This is a genomic window from Asticcacaulis sp. P2_C5 (assembly GCF_056404555.1).
Genome location: NZ_JBFUDU010000001.1, coordinates 257,027 through 274,714 on the forward strand (window position 1 = coordinate 257,027; position 17,688 = coordinate 274,714).

Consider the following 17,688-nt stretch of genomic DNA (forward strand, 5'->3'; position numbering starts at 1 on the left):
AGAAGAGATGATTAAGTACCCCACGCGCCGAACCCTCAGAAACGGTGCTTCGGCCCTGGCCGTTCTCGCCGTGCTGACCTTCGGCGTCATGGCCGGCAGCGCACTGGCGGCCGACACGGCCACGCTTCAGGGTCATGCCGCGCCTGGCGCGACCGTGACCGCGACCGATACGGTCACTGGTCAGAACGTCACCGTAACGGCCTCGGCCGACGGCAGCTACATCATTGTCGGTTTGCGTCCCAGCACCTATCACGTCACCAGCGGTGCGGCCGCCGATGACATCATGCTGGCGGTCGGTGAAACCGGCACGCTGGAACTGACGGCTGCGGAAGCCACCACGGTCGTGACGGTCAAGGGCCGCCGCAACAAGGAAGTCCGAACGTCTGAAATCGCCACCAGCGTGTCGCAGAAGCAGATGGAAAACCTGCCGCAGAATGACCGCAACTTCATGAATTTTGCTGCCCTGGCGCCGGGTGTCAGCGTTTCGACCAGCACAACGCAAAAGCAGTTCCAGGGTGGCGGTGTCGGTCCAGACCAGGTCAACGTCTTCATCGACGGCCAGAGCTTCAAGAACTTCTCCGGCCATGGTGGCGTGTCAGGTCAGGCCTTCTCGCGCGGCAACCCGTTCCCGCAGCTGGCCGTGCAGGAATTCAAGGTTTCGTCGCAGAACTTCAAGGCGGAAATCGAACAGGCCGGTTCGTCGGTCATTTCGGCCGTCACCAAGAGCGGCGGTACGGAATTCCACGGTGACTTCTTCTACGAAGCCCAGTCCAAGGACATGATCGGCCAGCCCTTCTTCGAGCGCGGCAATCCGAAGCCCGACTATAATCGCGAACAGTATGGCATCGACATCGGCGGTCCGATCATCCGCAACAAGCTGCACTTCTACCTGACCTATGAAGGCACCAAGCAGAAGAACCCGGGCGTCACCGTCACCGTGCCGGGCAGCGCGGCCAATGTCGCCGGCTCATTCGCCGATCCGTTTACGCAGGATCTCGTTTTCGGCAAGCTGACCTGGTACGTCAATGACGATGACAAGGTCGATTTCTCGATCTTCAAACGCGACGAATCCGATGTTCGTGACTACGGCGGCAACCGGGCCCGCGAAAGCGCGCGCGACATCCGCAGCACGTCCGAACAGTATTCAGTCGAATGGACGCACCGCGGCGAGGGCTGGCTGAACGAAGCGAGCTTCGCCTATCGTGACGACGCCACCGGCACGCCGCAGATCACCAAGTCGGGTCCGCAGATCACCCTGTCCGATGGCACCAACGGTGGCGAAGTGGCCATTCTCGGCCGTCACTTCTTCGCCCAGGATTCGACGCAGAAGCTGGCCACTTTCAAGGACGACCTGACCTTCACGGATTTCGAATGGAATGGCCGTCACACGATAAAGATGGGCGTCAAGGTCGCTGCCACCGAGCTGGCGCGCAATGAAGACGTCTATACCCAGGGCGGCTATTGGGTCGATATTTCGGGCGGCTACACCTACACCAACCTCGCCGCCGCCGCGACAGCCGGCCGGGTCTATAAGGGACAGGTCTCCCTGCAACCCACCGGCCTGGTTACCGCCAAGGACACCATGTTCGGCCTCTACGCCCAGGACGACTGGGCTGTCGACGATCACCTGACCGTCAATCTCGGCCTGCGCTGGGACTACGAAACCAACATGATGAACAACAAGTATGTGACACCGGCCCGGATCGTCACCGCCCTGGCCGGCTACACGAACTGGACGGCCGCCGGCATCAACTATCATGACTACGTTTCGACCGGTAATAACCGCAAGTCTTTCGCGGGTGAATTCCAGCCGCGCTTCGGCCTGTCGTACGACGTCAACGGCGACCGTGACCTGGTCTTCTACGGCGGCTGGGGTCGTTACTACGACCGTAACGCCTATCTGTCGGCCTCGCTGGAAACCATCGTCAACACCCGTCAAACCCCACAAAAGGTGGCGACCCTGACGGTAGCCGAGACCGATCCGGCGAATTTGCGTGCGGAACTGGCGGCCTCGGGCACGCTGGGTGACGTCTGGCTGCTCAACAACAAGACCCGCGTCCCCTACAGCGACCAGATGAACATCGGCGTGCGCAAGCGCTTCGGCCAGATCCAGACCTCGCTGTCGTTTGCCCATAACCGTTCGTACGACGCCTTCCAGTATGTCCGCGGCAACCGCATGCTGAACGGCACCTTCTCGCCGCTCGGCGACGGCTACGTCATCGACAACTTCCCCGCAGAGGGCCAGCTTCCGGGCTACAGCGGCAAGCTGAACATCGGCGCCAATGGTGGCAAGGCCAAGTACAATGCCGTCTTCGTCACGGTCGACAAGCCCTACAACACGGCCGACCATTACGGCTTCTCGGCGACCCTGACCCTGGCCGACGCCAAGAATACCGGCTCCGAGCATGGCTCCGACGAATTCTTCGCCGGCCCGCGCCAGGACGTCTTTGGCTACAGCTACACCCTGGGCGTCGACAAGATGCGCTTCGTGGCTTCGGGTATCGCCGACGGTCCGTGGGGCACCAGCATCTCGGCCCTGCTGACCCTGGCTTCGGGTTCGCCTTTCGGCTCTATCGACGGCCGCGGCCCGAACCCGCCCAATGCCTGCTGTATCGCCAACCTGTCGGGCGTCTATTTCCCGGAAGACAAGCTGGCCTATCAGAATCTCGACGTCCGTATCGCCAAGGACTTCGAACTGCCGAACGGCAATGTCATTACCCTGGATGGCCAGGTCTACAACCTGTTCGACCACGTCAACCGGGCCTATTCGGCCTGGGGCGCCGGCTCGAACTGGGGCGGTGGCCCGGCTATGAAGGAAAATGGCACGGTCGGCCAGGCGCGGTCGTTCCAGGTCGGCCTGAAGTACAAGTGGTAACTACGTAAATCTGATCCCCGTTGAGCCTGGGGGAAGTGATGAGCTTCCCCCTTTTTTCACGGAGTTTAAGACAGCAAGAAACCCCACCACCATCCCTTCGGGATGGTCCCCCTCCCCACGCTTCGCAAGTGCTACGCGCAGGGAGATATAAGAAAAAATAGCGCCGTTCTTTCTTATATCTCCCTGCGCGTAGCGTGGGGAGGGGGACCGCGCGCCCCTTGGCGCGTGGTGGTGGGGTTTCTTGCTTCCTTACTTCGATGCTTCCATAATCTCGCCACCGCAACAAGCGACCCTGCCTTTACCGAGACCCTCAGTTATGACGATCCCATCGCAGTCCCGTCCCGGCACCTCACGCCGCGCCCTTCTCATGGGCGTTGCGGCGCTTTCGCTGGCCGGCTGCATGCCCGCTGCGCGACCGGCCACCCAGCCCGCCATTTGGGACGATACCCTGGCCGACCTGCACAAACGGACCTTCCAGTGGTTCTGGGACACCACCGACGCCACCACCGGCCTGACGCCCGACAACTGGCCCGATCCCGATTTCTGCTCCGTCGCCGCCGTCGGTTTCGCGCTCACCGCCTACGCCATCGGCGTCAGGTCCGGGTACGTCTCACGCACCGAAGCGGCCACACGCACGCTCAACACCTTACGTACCTTCTGGAACGGCCCCCAAGGCGCGCAGACGTCCGGTGTCATGGGCTATAAGGGCTTTTTCTACCATTTCCTCAATATGTCGACCGGTCTGCGCTATGAGACGACCGAACTGTCGAGCATCGATACCGCCCTGTTCCTGGCCGGCGCCCTGACGGCGGCCGGCTTTTTCGACGGCGATAACGACGCCGAAAAAGAGATCCGCCGACTTGCCGTCGCCATCTATGAAAGGGTCGACTGGACCTTCATGGAGCGCCCCAATGGCCTGGTCAGCATGGGCTGGCACCCCGAATCCGGCCTCAAAGATCACGATGCCCAGGGCCTGATTATCCGCAGCTGGGACCGCTATAACGAAGGTATGATGGTCTATCTGCTGGCCCTGGGCTCACCGACCCACGCCATCAAATCGGAAGCCTGGACGTCATGGACAGCGACCATCGGCGGCACCTGGGGAGATAATTTCGGTGAGCCGCATCTGGGTTTTGCGCCGATGTTCGGCCATCAGTATTCGCACGTCTGGTACGATTTCCGCGGCATTGCCGATAGCTATATGCGCGGCAAGGGCATCGACTATTTCATCAATTCGCAGCGGGCCACGGCGGCCCAGCGCAACTACGCCATCAAGAATCCCGGTGGCTTCAAGGACTATAGCGCCGATGTCTGGGGCCTCACCGCCTGCCGCGGCCCGGGCTATGTCAAGGCAAACTATAACGGCCGTCAGGTCCAGTTCCACGAATACGGCGCGCGCGGTCCGCAGACCGGCGACGGTGAGGGGCTCGACGACGGCACGATCGCGCCGACCGCCGCCATCGGCTCGGTCGCCTTTGCGCCGGACATCTGCGTACCGTTGATCCACGCCCTGCGCGATAAATACGGCGCCGATCTCTATGGCGACTACGGCTTCCTCGACGCCTTTAACCCGTCTTTTCCGAAGACCCTGCCATCGCGCACCGGTCATCAGACCGCAAAGGCCGGCTGGGTTGCCTACGAATATCTCGCCATCGACCAGGGCCCCATCCTGGCCATGCTGGAAAACTTCCGTTCCGGCTTCGTGTGGGACACCTTCTGCCGCAGCGCCGTGACCGGTCCGATCGTCAGGCGGGCCTTCACGGCTGCCGGGTTCCAGACCGTCGCCGCCTCGGGGGACTGGCTGAAGGCAGACGCAAAATGACCCTGACGCGGCGTTCCTTCTCCCGTCTTGCCGCATCAGGCGCTTTCGCGTCGGGTGTGGTAGCGTGTGACCGGCGTGCGCCGCTGCGGGTGTGGGCCATGGGCGTTGAAGGCGAGGGGCTGAGCCGCTTCGCCGAGGCCTTTATGCGCGACCATCCGGGTGCGGCCGTGCGCGTCCAGGTCCTGCCGTGGAGCGCCGCTCACGAAAAACTGCTGACCGCCTTTGCCGCCGACGACCTGCCCGACATCATTGCGCTCGGCAATACCTGGGTGGCCGAGTTCGCCGCTCTGAACGCGCTTGAACCGCTGGACGAGCGCCTTAAGTCAAGCGCCATCCGCTTCGACCGCTTCTTCGACGGCGCCCGCAGCGCCGTGACCATCGGCAACCGCGTGCTGGGCGTGCCGTGGTACGTCGATACGCGCCTGCTGTTCTATCGCCGCGACCTGTTGCAGGCCGCCGGATTCGACGCGCCGGCCGTGACCTGGGGTGAATGGGATGAGCAACTGGCCGCCCTGTCGGGTGCGAGACGCGATGGCAAGTACGGTCTGTTGCTGCCGATCAACGAGTACGAGCCCCTGGTTGCCCTGTGCCTGCAGAGCGACGCATCCCTGCTGCTCGACAACGGCACGCGCGGCGGGTTTGCGCAGGCGCCGATCCGCGAGGCCTTCGCCTATGCCGCCTCGCTGTACGAACGCGGCTATGCGGCGCGCCTGATGCATTCGGAGGTCACCGACTACTACTCGGCCTTCGCGCGCGGCGACTTCGCGTTCATGATCACCGGCCCGTGGAACCTGGCCGAATTCGCCCGTCGTCTGCCGGTCGAGGCGCGCGCCAACTGGGCAACGGCCCTGCTGCCGGGACCGTCCGGACCGGGCGCTGCATCGGCAGGTGGGGTATCGATGTGCCTGACCCGCGCTTCGCGCAACAAGGACCTGGCCTTTCGCTTCATCGAACATATGTGCGCGCCCGCCCGCCAGGCCGAGTTCTACCGCGCCGCAGGCGACCTGCCGCCTGACCGCGCCGCCTGGCCGATGGCCGGCTTGATGGATGACGCCCGTGCGCGGCCGTTTTTCGTGCAGATGAATCTGGCCAAGCCTGTGCCCCGGGTGCCGGAATGGGAGCGCATTGCCAATGAGATGACGGCCGCCCTGGAACGCGTTATCCGCGGACAGGCAACTCTGGACGCCGCGCTGAAGGGGCTCGACGAATTCGCCTGGACGACCCTGGCCAAGCGCCGCGCCATGCTGGAGCGTGCGGCATGAGACAGGTTTTTTCGTGGTCAGGTAAGGTGCCCCCTCCGTCGCTTCGCGACATCTCCCCCGCAAGCGGTGGAGGACTGAGTATTTATGGGTTTCTCGCTTGTACCGGAAAAGCAATTACGCGAGTCCTCCACCGTAGCGAAGCGTCACGGGGGAGGACTCGCCGCCTGTCGGCGACGGAGGGGGCATCCTGTCTTCATCCAGGCAAAGGGTGGCGCTCATGAGGCCCATCCGTGATTTTCTCCGCGAACTGTCGCCCGGCCACGTCTTCGTGGCGCCGGCCCTGCTGATCCTGTTCGTCTTCTTTCTGGCGCCGGTCGCCGGGGCCTTTGTGATGAGCTTCACCGACTTCGACATCTACGCCCTGGCCGACCTCAAAAACCTGCGCTTTATCGGCCTGCACAACTATGTCGACCTGCTGACCACGCCCGTCTTCTGGAAAGCCTTCGGCAATACCTGCTATTTCGCCCTGGTCGCCGCACCCCTGTCGATTGCGGTTTCACTCGGTATGGCCCTGGCGCTCAACACCCCCGGCGTCGGGTTGCGACCGGTGTTCCGTACGGCGCTGTTCGGCCCCTATGTCGCTACCCTGGTCGCCGCCGCCGTCATCTGGCGCTACATGCTCGACTTCCACTTCGGCTGGGTCAATCGCGGCCTCGGCATGGTCGGCATTCCCGCCGTCGACTGGCTGGGTGATCCGCACTGGTCGATGCCGGCCATCATCCTGTTCGCCGTGTGGAAGAACTTTGGCTACAACATGCTGATCCTGCTGGCCGCCCTGCAGAAGATCCCCGACGACCTGTACGAATCCGCCCGTGTCGACGGCGCCGGCGCCTGGTCGCGCTTTGTCCACGTCACCCTGCCGGGCGTCGCCCCCAGCCTGTGGATGGTCGCCCTGCTGACGGTTGCCGGCTATTTCCAACTTTTCGCCGAGCCCTATGTCATGACCCAGGGCGGGCCGGCGCAATCGACCTTCAGCCTGTTGTATTTCATGTACCAGGACGGGTTTAAATACTGGAATCTCGGCCATGCCTCGGCCACGGCCTTCATCCTGTTCGCCATCCTGATCGGCATCTCCTTTATCCGTACGCGGTCACAGGAGGCTTTGGCATGAAGTTGCTGCGCCTGACTGCGCCGAGCCTTGTCGCGACCACGGTCCTGACCCTGGCCTCGCTGATCGCCGCCTTTCCGCTGTTATGGATGCTGTCCATGTCCTTCATGCCGGAGGCCGAGGCCAATGCCTTTCCGGCTCGGCTGCTGCCACGCGATCCGACGCTTGCCAACTATGCCGAGCTGTTCGCCTACCAGCATATGGGACGCTATATCCTGAACAGCCTTCTGGTCGCCTGCCTGGCAACCGTCCTGTCGCTGGCCTTCAATGTCACGGCCGGTTATGCCTTCGCCAAGCTGCATTTCCGCGGGCGTGACAAGCTGTTCCAGACCCTGTTGGCCGCCTTGGTCATTCCGGGCCAGCTGACCATGCTGCCCCTGTTTTTCCTGCTGAAAACCCTGCACCTGCTCAACTCCTATGTCGGGGTGGTGGTGCCGTTGGTTGCCTCGCTGTTCGGCATCTTCCTGGTGCGCCAGTACGCCCAGAGCCTGCCCGACGAGATGCTGCAGGCCGCCCGCGTCGATGGCGCTTCGGAATGGCAGGTCTTTCGCCGCATCGTTTTGCCCAATCTGCGCCCGATCATGGTGACGCTCGGGGTATTTACCTTCCTGGCGGCGTGGAATGACTTTCTGTGGCCGCTGATCGTGCTGTCGGACGACAGCTACTACACACTGCCCCTGGCCGTCGCCTCGCTGTCGCAGGAACATCTGCAAGACCAGGGGATGATGATGGCCGGCGCCACGGTTACCATCGTCCCGGTCCTCGCCCTCTTTGTCTTCATGCAACGCCATTACGTCCGCGGTCTCTTGTCCGGGAGCGTGAAAGGCTAAGCATGACCCATATTTTGTATCCCAAATCCCAGTACCGTCAGCAGGAACTACGCCCATGACCGCTTTTCAACCGTCCCGCCGCTTCCTCCTGAAGGGCGCCGTCGCCACGGCCGCCATGACCGCCGTCGCAGCCCCCGCCCTGGCCAAGGTCAGGCCAGCCGCCGACCCCTTCATCGAAAACCTCATCGCCAAGATGAGCATCGCTGAAAAGGCCGGCCAGCTCAGCATCTATGGCGACTCGGTGCGTTTTGATGGCGCGCCGATCAATCCGACGCCGGCCCAGAGCTCGAACAAGCAGCAGGTCCTGGCCGACATCGCCGCCGGCCGCCTGACCGGCGTGTTCAACGGTATCGGCGTCGAGGTTGGCCGCGAGATGCAGAAGACCGCGATCGAACAATCGCCGCACAAGATCCCGATGATCTTCGCCGGCGACGTCATCCACGGCCTGAAGACCCACTTCCCCATCCCGTTGGGTGAAGCCTCCAGCTTCGACACCGATCTGGCCATGCGCACCGCCCGCGCCGCCGCCGTCGAAGCCACCGCGAAGGGCATCCACTGGACCTTCGCGCCCATGGTCGATATCGCCCGCGACCAGCGCTGGGGCCGCGTTGCCGAAGGGGCGGGCGAGGACCCCTATCTCGGCTGCCAGCTGGCGGTCGCCCGCGTCAAAGGCTTCCAGGGGCCGGACCTGAAGGCCGACGATTCCATGCTGGCCTGTCCGAAACACTTTGCCGCCTATGGCGCCGTCCAGGGCGGGATGGAGTACAACACCGCCGATATCCCCGAAACCACCCTGCGCGGCACCCACCTGCCGCCGTTCAAGGCCGCCTTCGACGCCGGCGCCCTGTCGACCATGTCGAGCTTCAACGACATCGCCGGCATCCCGTCCAGCGGCAATCACCACCTGCTGACCGATATCCTGCGCAGCGAGTGGGGCTTCAAGGGCATGGTCGTTTCCGACTATACCTCTGAAGAAGAGATGATCCTGCACGGCTATGCCGCTGACGGTCCCGACGCTGTGGTCAAGGCGCTCAATGCCGGCTGCGACATGTCGATGCAATCAGGCCTATACATGAAACATATCCCGGAACTGGTTGCTTCAGGCCGCCTGACCATGGCCGTGGTCGACGAGGCCGTCCGCCGCGTCCTGCGCGTCAAGAAGGCCTTGGGCCTGTTCGACAATCCCTACCGTTCGCTCAGCCTGGCGCGCGAGGCCAGCGATATCCGCAAGCCCGAGGCTGTCGCCCTATCGCGCGAGGCCGGCCGCAAGTCGTGCGTCCTGCTGAAGAACGATGGCCACCTGCTGCCCCTGCCCAAGACCGGCAAAAAGATCGCCCTGATCGGTCCGTTCGCATCGGATCGCGACAACCTGCCCGGGCCGTGGACGGTCTTCCCGGACTATGCCAACTGCGTCACCCTGGAAGACGGCTTCCGTGCCGTGGTGGGTAATAATCTCACCGTCGCCAAGGGCTCCGACGTCGAAGCGGCCATCTCCGGCGGGATCGATGAAGCCGTCAAGGCAGCTAAAGCCGCCGACATCGTCGTGCTGGCGATCGGCGAGGGCGCCAACATGTCGGGCGAGGCACAGTCGCGCGTTGACATCTCGATCCCCGATCCGCAACTGGCCCTGGCCGAAGCGATCGCCGCCACCGGTAAGCCGGTTGTGATCCTGCTGAAGCACGGCCGCGCCCTGGAACTGGAAGGGGCGGTGAAGAACGCCCAGGCCATCCTGTGCACATGGTTCCTCGGCTCCGAAACCGGCAATGCCGTGGCCGACCTGGTGTTCGGCGATCATGCGCCGCAGGGCCGTTTGCCGGTCTCCTTTCCGCAGGCCTCTGGCCAAGAGCCGTTCTACTATAACCGCCGCGTCACCGGCCGGCCGCAACTGACCGACGACAAGAACTTCAAGACGCGTTATCGCGAAGTCACCAACGACGCCCTGTATCCGTTCGGTCATGGCCTGACCTATGGCGAGGTGGCCTATGGCGCGACCTCGGTCTCGGCGTCGAAGCTGGCGTGGAGCGGCACCCAAACCGTGACGGCGACGGTGACCAATAAGGGAACCCGCGAGGTGCACGAGGTGGTGCAGCTCTATATCCACGACAAGGTAGCGTCGATTACCCAGCCGATGCGCGAGTTGAAAGGCTTCCGCCATGTCGATCTGGCGCCGGGCGAGAGCTTGGCGGTGTCTTTCACCCTGACCCGCGCCGACCTGCTGCTGATGACCGAGACGCTGAAATGGGCGGCCGAACCGGGCCTGTTCGACGTCTGGATCGCGCCTTCCGCTACCACTGGCACAGGGGCGGTGTTTGAGCTGCTGAAGGGGTAGATATTGCCTGCCGATGCAGCATGTGGCTCGCAAAAAATACCTTAAAATCCTCCTCTTGCTAAACCGGGCGTTAAGCGCGTTGCCTTAAGCTACAGGGGAACGAGGGGATATTCCTGTGCTAGAAGCCAGCCAGACCGACACCCAGGCCGGGCCGCCGAAGCGGCGCCAACTGGGTATAGACGACGCGTCGATCGATTTCATGGGCCGCGCCGCCCGCAGCGCGCCGATGCCGGAAGACAGCCTGACGCAAAGTCCAGTGCGCGACATCACCACCGCCGTCCATGCCCTGGTCGGCCGCCTGCGCCAGGTCAATATGGAAAGCCTGTTCCGCACCCAGGGCGTGCTCAGCCAACTGACTGGGGCCGATATCGAAGCCAAGCTGCGCTTCGAACTGGACGTCCGCCAGGTCAGCGCCGACGTCACGGCCCTGCAAGGCCAGTGCTACCAGGCCAAGCGCCTGCGCCACGACCTGCGTCTGACACGGCGCCAGATCGTCGCCGAACAGGAACGCCTTACCCGCATTATTGCCGCTGCCCGCAACGCGGTCTCTGCGGCCGACGACCCCGACCCCGATCTTCTGGTGCGCTTTGAACGCCGGCTGGGCAATCTGATCGCCCTGTCGGCGTCGAATGACGTCACCTGCGCCCAGATCGCCCTGGCTGACAGCAATATAACCCAACTTATCGATCGCGTCGAAGACGTCTGCACCACCCTGTTCGCCCTGTGGCAGCGCGACGCCCTGGCGGTCGCGCAGTCGGCGGTTCCGGTCAAAAAGGCCTCACCCCTGGCCACTGCCTTCCTGCACACCCACGATCAACTCCTCGCCAAGCTGTTTTGAAAGATCTCCGGATATGAACATGCCCCTGCAAACCCGCTCCCTGAGCGAGCCGTCTGAGACTGTGGTCGTTTCCGGCGGCACCGTGGCCGATCCCGCCGAGGTGTCGCGCCTGCTGGGTACGCTGGATATCGCTGCCCCCCTGTCGATCATGACCTTCGGCCGCGACGTCGCCGACCGCACGGCGGCCTATACCGATACCCTGCTGAGCGCGGCGCGGACCAGCGATCTCGACGATGTCGGCGGCCAGCTCAATGCCATCGTCGTCATGGCCAAGGACTTCAACCTGTCCTCGCTCGACGCCAAATGGTCACGCACGCCGATCGTCGGTGGCCTGCTCAAGAAAATCGCCCTGACCAAGGAAAAAATGCTGTCGCGCTTCGAGACCGTCAAGGGCCAGGTCGACGACCTGGTCGACAATGTCGAACGCACCACAAAGACACTGGAAAAGCGCGCCGGCGACTTTCAGGCCATGTATGACGGCGTTCGCGCTGAACATGCCAGCCTGACCGCCCATGTCGTGGCGCTCGAGACCTTCCTGACCCGGGTCGATGCCGATCTGGATGGCATGGCGGATACCACGGACGACCTCGACGCCTCCGAACGCGCCGCCGTTCTGAAGTCTTCGCGCAACGCTCTGGCCAAGCGCGCTGCCGACCTGAAGGTGCTGCAACACAGCGCTCTGCAAACCCTGCCGATGGTTCGCGTCATGCAGGCCAACAATGTCGCCCTGATCGACAAGTTCCACGTCGTGCGCAACCTGACCCTGCCGGCGTGGAAGCGCGCCTTCCTCATGGCCCTGACCCTGGAAGAACAGAAGGGCGCGGTCGGCCTGGCCAATGCCATCGACGACGCCACCAACGCCTTCATGAAGCGCAATGCCGACCTGCTGCACCAGAACTCCGTCGCCACGGCCAAGGCCAACCAGCGCCTGGTGATCGATGTCGAAACCCTGCGCCACGTCCATGACAAGGTCCTGGAGACCCTGATGGACGTCAAGGCGGCCCATGAAGCCGGCGCCAAGCGCCGTGAAGCCCTGACCGGGGAACTGGAAGGCCTGCGCAACGAAATGGCCCAGGGCTATCAGCGTCTGGCCGGCCGCGGTCCGGCGGTTCCGGTTGCGATGGCGCGATGAGCAGCGCCGTCGATGTGCTGAAGGCACGCTGGGAACGCCTGTGCCTGGCCAATGAGGCCGGCTGGCTGGTCTGGCTGCTGCTCGGCCTGGGCACCGGCGCCTTCGGTATCATCTATCCCCTGCGCAATGAAAGCCTGGGGCAGCTGGTCGAGATTCCGCCCAGCCTTGCGGCCTATCTGAACGGCAGGGATATCGACCTTAACATGGGGGCGGCCTATCTCGGCGGCGACCATATCGGCCCGTCGAGCTACCAGCTATTCAACATCATGATCTGCTGCAGCGTCTGTATCGCCGCCCTGCGCGGCCGCTGGTACCTGTATTTTGCCTGCCTGGCGGCCATGCTGATTCCGGCCTCGTGGCTCGGCACTGTCCGTGGCGACCTGGGCGCCATAGCGATTTTCGCCGGCATACTGGCGGCGGGGCGCAGCCTGTTTACCCGGCAATACAAGCCCATTCTTATCCGTTCCGGCGTTGCCGTCGCGATCGCCATACTGTGCGGCGTCACGGTGCTGCCCAGCCGCGGTGGCAACCTGGTGATTCATCGCAAACCCGAGGCCGCCGAACGGGCGTCGGATCAGCGTCTGTTCGGTGCGCTTGACGCCTTGCCGGCGGAATTCCAGCCGCAGGCGCGCTATGTCCGCGCCCAGCTTGCCTATATCCGGCGCGATTGGACGACCCTGAAAGCGATCGGCCCGCTCGATGCCCGCAAGATCGAGCACACACCCTTTACCGCCAGGCGGCTGCAGGTTCTGCGCCAGACCGTCCTTGATCTGGCCCATCCCGACTATACCAACCCCGTCGGCGCGATCACCTGGTGGGTGCATATCGCCCTGCTGGTCCCTTTGATCGTGTTCAGTGTCGTGGTCAGCCGCCTGCGCAGGCGCATCGGCAAGATCACCCGCATGCAGACCGATATGGACGCCTTGCCACCGCTGCGGCACGCCTTGCGAGAGCTTCAGGCGTGAGCGCTCCGGCCCAAACCCTCCCGGCGCTTGCCGTCCTGAAGCGGCGGGCGAATGCCTATGGCTGGGCCTGTGCCTGGCTGGTTCTGCTGGGGCTGTATCTGTTGGTATCAGGCCTGATCAATGGCCTGCCGGACGCCACCAGCCATACCGCCTTCACCTCCATACAGGTTCATTCCAGCCTCCTGGGCTACTGGCAGGCCATGCACCTGCCGCAGAGCGAGCTAGACCTGCGCCAGATCGCCGGTCTTCCCGGCATGTTGTTTGAAGTCGGGCCTGGCGTGCTCGATATGCTGCTATGCCTTCCCATCGTGGCTTGCCTGATTTGGCGCAAATATCTTTTCATGGTGCCGCTGCTCCTCATCGGCCACCTGTCTTTCCAGGCCCAGGCCGTGTGCGCCCACCGCATCGCCTACCACGCTGCGCCGGTTCAGGCCCTGACCCCGGCCGTGACTGCACGCCTTGCGGCGGACGCCTCTGCCGCCGATGCGCCGCCCGCCTTGCTGCTGAAAGGCGGTGGCATGGTTCCCAGTTGCGACCGGGTGATTGCCGGCAAGGACGGCGCGCCAGCGACAATTGCCTCCGACTGTTCGCTGCCCTTCGCCCAGGCCATGCTGCACCATATCCTGATGCAGCGCGCCTATCTGGCGGGCGACGCCACTACCGCGCGGGCGCAATACGACGCCATCGATCCCAACTACATGCTGGAAACCTGGGGCATAGGGTGGCGCGCGGCCATCGTCCGCGAATGGTTGATCGCCGTGGGCCAGCCGCCGAAGACCCACGTCCCGGCCAATGTCATGGCGATTGGTGATGTTCGCAGGCTCAGTCGTCTTTGCCTGGCGGCCGGTGCGCTGGCTCTGAGCCTCGCCGTCCTGGTCCTTGCCCTGGCCGTGACCATCCGGCGCCGCACCCTGCGACTGGCCGACCTGATACCGGCCACGGGGACGGCATGACGCAAACCTATCTCGACCGGCTGGAGACACGCGGCCGTCGCTACGCCGCCGTGGCGCGCTGGACCGGCTGCGTGGCGGTCTTCCTGCTGGGCCTGTCGCCCCTGTATGCCCAGCCGCCGGCCGGCGATCACGCCACTTTCCGGACGATCGAAATCAATCCGTCGCTTGCCGATTACTGGCCGCAGGTCGGGCTCCAGGTCGTCGATCTCGATCGGCGGTGGTTCGGCCCTGCGCCCGGCTGGCTGGTCGAAATCCTGCCGTGGGTACTGTTGGCCGGTTGCGTCGCGGCCGCCGTGGTCTTTGTCATCCGGCGGCGGGTGTGGCCGCTGGTCGCCTTGGCCCTGGCCGGCGACCTGTGCCTAGAGGCCGCAACGGCGACCCGCAGCACCTTCGGAGTCATGACCCTGGACCCAGCGATCATGACGCCCGTGGCGCGGTCGTGGGCTGATGCTGATGCCTTTGGCCGCACTTCCGACCTCGACCGACGGTTGCTACCCAAGGGCATTGTCATCACCAGCATGAACGGTGTCGTCCAGGTTACCGGCAGCTTCAAACACGAGCAGGTCCGGGCGGAACTGCATTATGAACTGATGCAGGACGCCTATCTGCGCGGTGACGCCGCCACCGCCGCCCGGCATCTCGAAGCGCTGCAGCGCGACGACCTGCCGTTTCGCCGCGCGGCCGACTGGCGCCTGTCCGTCATGCGCGAGTGGCTGGAAAGCACTGAGCACCGGCCGAGCCTGGGCACTTATCGTCCACACACCGCGCCACCCCAGTCCGAGCGCACCATATCGTTTATCAGCTTGGTTGCGGGCCTGATCCTGGCCGCCGTGGCCCTACCGGCCTGGCTGCTGGGTCTGACGATCCGCCGCCGCGCTCCGCGGCTGACGCAGTTGGTCGCCCAGCTTTAGTCGTACCCAACTCTAATCATACCCAACCTTAATCGTACAATGTGGCCAGGCCGGTGATTTCCATCTCGGCCGCCTGGGTGCGGAACACAGGAATGTCGCGGACATATTGCGTGAGCGGACCCTTGTCGAGATAACGCCGGGTAAAGACGTCGAGATTGAACAGGTCGCCGGTCATGTCGAGCAATGCGCCGGTCAGATAGACTCCGCCGCTGGCCCCCATGATCAGGGCAATATCCGACGCCATGGCGCCCAGCCATGCCGTCATGGTGTCGATGGCCTCAATGGCGCGCGTATCACCGGCGTGGGCGGCTGTGATGATCTCGGCCGGGGTCAGGCTCGTCTCGGACTCCTCGTCCAGGGCATGCCAGATGTCGCTTAAGCCTTTGACCGAAATGCAGGATTCGCGCGACACGTAGCCGTTCCTGCGACGGATCGCTTCGATCAGTCGCCATTCGCGCTCGGTCTTGACCGGCATGTCCGAATGACCGCCTTCGCCGTGCAGGGCCGTCCAGCCCCCGACCCCGTCGGAGACCAGCGAGGCCAGGCCAAGGCCATGATGGGGCCCCAGCACGGCGATGGCATGGTCGTCATTGACCTCGCCGCCGCAGATCTGGACCTTTTCATTGCGCCGAAGCTGCGGCACAGCCAGGGCGCGGGCGACGAAATTATTGACGAAATTGACGCGTTGAACGCCCAGCAGGCTGCGGATATCGTCGCGGTCGAGGCTGAAGTCGAGACCCTTCAGATGCAATTCGTTGCTCTGTTCCCAACCGCGCGCCGACATTGCCGCCCCCATCAGGGCGGGTTCCTGCCGCTCGGCCAGGAAGGCTCTTACGTTGTCGTCGAAATGCGCCTTGGTGGCGCAGGTGAAACGCGACACCTGATCAGGCCTGTGTCCCGGTGTTGCCAGGCTGACCCCGATCTGGGGCGCCAGCGACAGATCGCACAACAAAACCTGATCACTCATAGACCTACTCCCGACGCAGCTTATTTATAGTCGCCGCTTGGGAATGAATATGGCCCAACTGTCATAACAAAACGCAAACAGGCTTACCTGTACAGTTGGCGTAAAATCCGCTAGGGCAGGGGCAAGACACGGCAAAACCTCCAGGGAAAACGCCTTGAATATCCTTAACTTTATGGCCGGATTCCGGCCGCGTCCGATGGCGGTCAATCTGCAGGAACGCGTGCGCAGTGCGGTCGGTGCTACCCTCGGCATCGGCTTTACCGCGGCGGTCAGCCTGTGGATCGCGCAAGCTATGCACCTGTCGCCATGGCTGGTGGCGCCGCTGGGCGCTTCGGCCGTCCTTGTTTATGCCGTGCCGTCCAGTCCGCTGGCCCAGCCGTGGTCAGTGGTCGGCGGCAATACGATTTCAGCCCTCGCCGGCCTGATTATTTGCAATCTGGTCCCAAATCCAGTCCTGGCTGCGGCCCTGGCGGTCGGCCTGGCCATCGGCGCCATGTTCACGGCCCGCTGCCTGCATCCGCCGGGCGGCGCCATGGCCCTGCTGGTGGTGATGAGCCACACCACGGCGTTTGAATTCGCCGTCTTTCCCGCCCTGACCAATTCGTTGTTGCTGGCCGGTTTCGGCGTGCTGTACAACAATCTGACACGCAAGCCCTATCCCCATCCGCAACTGGCCGTGGCCGCCCAGCCGTCCGGCCTGATGCGCATCACGCCAGGCGACTTCGCCGAGGCCTTGTCGCACCATAACGAGGTCATGGATATCGATGTCGACGACCTGAACCTGCTGCTGCGGACCAGCGAGATGATCGCCTATAAACGCATGGCCGGTGGCCTGACCTGCGGCGCCATCATGACCGCGAAGCCGGTGACGGCGCAGTTCGGCACCGGCCTGCGTGAAGCCTGGTTGATGATGAAGCAGAACGATATCAAGGCCTTGCCGGTAGTTGATCGGGCAGGGCGGATATTGGGGCTGCTGTCGGAGGAGGATTTTCGCCGCGAAAGCGCTGTGCTTGACGCTGCCGATCCGGCGCGCGGTCTGGCGCGGCTGCTGGAACCGGCGGGCACGGTCCATAGCGACAAACCGGAACACGCCGGCCAGATCATGTCGCTGGTCTATGCCCACGTCCTGGCGACCGAACTGGTGGCCGAGGTCATGCCGCGCTTTTCGGAGGGCGACCACCGCCACGTCCTGGTGCTGGACGAGCGCAAGCGGCTACTGGGCGTGATCAGCGCGTCGGACATGATGCGCGCCCTGTTCCATAAGGCGGCGTGAGCGTCTTTACTTGTTACAAACGCGACGGGCATTTTCCTTGGCGATGTCGATCTTCTCCTGCAGCATATCAGCATAAGCCTTGATACCGTCGCGCTCTTCCTGGGTCTGCATGGACTGCCCCATCAGGGCATAGATGGCGCTTTCAAAGCGGTCGGCGGCGTCCCGGTAACTGATGCAGGCATCCGCATAATTACCGGCGTTTTCAGCGTCGATACCGGCGTTATAGGCCGTGATCGCACGATCGGCGATGGCACCCGGGTCCTCCGCCAGGGCAGGGAAGGCCGCGGTGGACAGCATAAGGGCAGCAAGGAGAATATTGCGGCTGTTGCGGAAAACGTGATTCATGATGTGCCTCGAGGCTTCGGGTGGCGGCTTACCCGCCGCATCATGGAAGCCTATCCGCGGTGGAGCGCGCCCGCATCC

The 17,688-nt window shown here is 63.7% G+C and carries 14 protein-coding genes; 12 read left to right on the forward strand and 2 right to left on the reverse strand.

Annotation, left to right across the window (positions count from 1 at the left end; all coding sequences use genetic code 11):
• Positions 1 to 7: 7 nt before the first annotated feature.
• The 11 genes from AC1DXO_RS01015 to AC1DXO_RS01065 all read left to right on the forward strand — a co-directional run bounded on the left by AC1DXO_RS01015 (position 8) and on the right by AC1DXO_RS01065 (position 15,025).
• Positions 8 to 2,875: a TonB-dependent receptor plug domain-containing protein gene (locus AC1DXO_RS01015; protein WP_476976217.1), complete on the forward strand. Its 2,868-nt coding sequence runs from the start codon at positions 8 to 10 to the stop codon at positions 2,873 to 2,875.
• A gap of 316 nt (positions 2,876 to 3,191) precedes the next feature.
• Positions 3,192 to 4,697 (forward strand): glucoamylase family protein, encoded by a 1,506-nt coding sequence (locus tag AC1DXO_RS01020; protein WP_476976218.1) that lies wholly within the window; start codon positions 3,192 to 3,194, stop codon positions 4,695 to 4,697.
• Entirely contained in the window at positions 4,694 to 5,959 is a 1,266-nt protein-coding gene (locus tag AC1DXO_RS01025) for a sugar ABC transporter substrate-binding protein (protein WP_476976219.1), read from the forward strand. The genes AC1DXO_RS01020 and AC1DXO_RS01025 overlap by 4 nt, the downstream gene beginning before the upstream one ends.
• A gap of 217 nt (positions 5,960 to 6,176) precedes the next feature.
• Entirely contained in the window at positions 6,177 to 7,070 is an 894-nt protein-coding gene (locus AC1DXO_RS01030) for a carbohydrate ABC transporter permease (protein ID WP_476976220.1), read from the forward strand.
• Positions 7,067 to 7,897 carry a carbohydrate ABC transporter permease gene (locus tag AC1DXO_RS01035; RefSeq protein ID WP_476976221.1) on the forward strand — a complete coding sequence of 277 codons (831 nt, stop codon included), beginning with the start codon at positions 7,067 to 7,069 and terminating at the stop codon, positions 7,895 to 7,897. Before AC1DXO_RS01030 ends, AC1DXO_RS01035 begins: the two co-directional genes overlap by 4 nt.
• A gap of 55 nt (positions 7,898 to 7,952) precedes the next feature.
• Complete coding sequence (locus AC1DXO_RS01040) at positions 7,953 to 10,226, forward strand: glycoside hydrolase family 3 N-terminal domain-containing protein (RefSeq protein WP_476976222.1); 2,274 nt, start codon at positions 7,953 to 7,955, stop codon at positions 10,224 to 10,226.
• Positions 10,227 to 10,341: 115 nt separating this feature from the next.
• Positions 10,342 to 11,064, forward strand: coding sequence for a hypothetical protein (locus AC1DXO_RS01045; protein WP_476976223.1), 723 nt, complete (start codon positions 10,342 to 10,344; stop codon positions 11,062 to 11,064).
• 19 nt (positions 11,065 to 11,083) lie between these two features.
• Complete coding sequence (locus tag AC1DXO_RS01050) at positions 11,084 to 12,196, forward strand: toxic anion resistance protein (RefSeq protein ID WP_476976224.1); 1,113 nt, start codon at positions 11,084 to 11,086, stop codon at positions 12,194 to 12,196.
• On the forward strand, positions 12,193 to 13,161 hold the full coding sequence (locus tag AC1DXO_RS01055) for a hypothetical protein (RefSeq protein WP_476976225.1): 969 nt from the start codon (positions 12,193 to 12,195) through the stop codon (positions 13,159 to 13,161). Before AC1DXO_RS01050 ends, AC1DXO_RS01055 begins: the two co-directional genes overlap by 4 nt.
• Entirely contained in the window at positions 13,158 to 14,114 is a 957-nt protein-coding gene (locus tag AC1DXO_RS01060; protein ID WP_476976226.1) for a hypothetical protein, read from the forward strand. Before AC1DXO_RS01055 ends, AC1DXO_RS01060 begins: the two co-directional genes overlap by 4 nt.
• Positions 14,111 to 15,025, forward strand: a complete 915-nt coding sequence (locus AC1DXO_RS01065) for a hypothetical protein (RefSeq protein WP_476976227.1) — start codon at positions 14,111 to 14,113, stop codon at positions 15,023 to 15,025. The genes AC1DXO_RS01060 and AC1DXO_RS01065 overlap by 4 nt, the downstream gene beginning before the upstream one ends.
• A gap of 28 nt (positions 15,026 to 15,053) precedes the next feature.
• Here the strand turns inward: AC1DXO_RS01065 and AC1DXO_RS01070 are convergent, their stop codons facing one another.
• Entirely contained in the window at positions 15,054 to 15,992 is a 939-nt protein-coding gene (locus AC1DXO_RS01070; RefSeq protein ID WP_476976228.1) for a glucokinase, read from the reverse strand.
• Between the two features lie 154 nt (positions 15,993 to 16,146).
• Here AC1DXO_RS01070 and AC1DXO_RS01075 point away from each other — a divergent pair, with 154 nt between their 5' ends.
• A complete protein-coding gene (locus AC1DXO_RS01075; protein ID WP_476976229.1) occupies positions 16,147 to 17,265 on the forward strand; it encodes an HPP family protein in 1,119 nt (372 codons plus the stop codon).
• 6 nt (positions 17,266 to 17,271) lie between these two features.
• On the opposite strand, the gene AC1DXO_RS01080 is transcribed toward AC1DXO_RS01075, so the two are convergent.
• The gene (locus tag AC1DXO_RS01080; protein WP_476976230.1) at positions 17,272 to 17,610 is read right to left on the reverse strand and encodes a hypothetical protein; all 339 of its coding nucleotides are present in this window, start codon (positions 17,608 to 17,610) and stop codon (positions 17,272 to 17,274) included.
• Between the last annotated feature and the right edge of the window lie 78 nt (positions 17,611 to 17,688).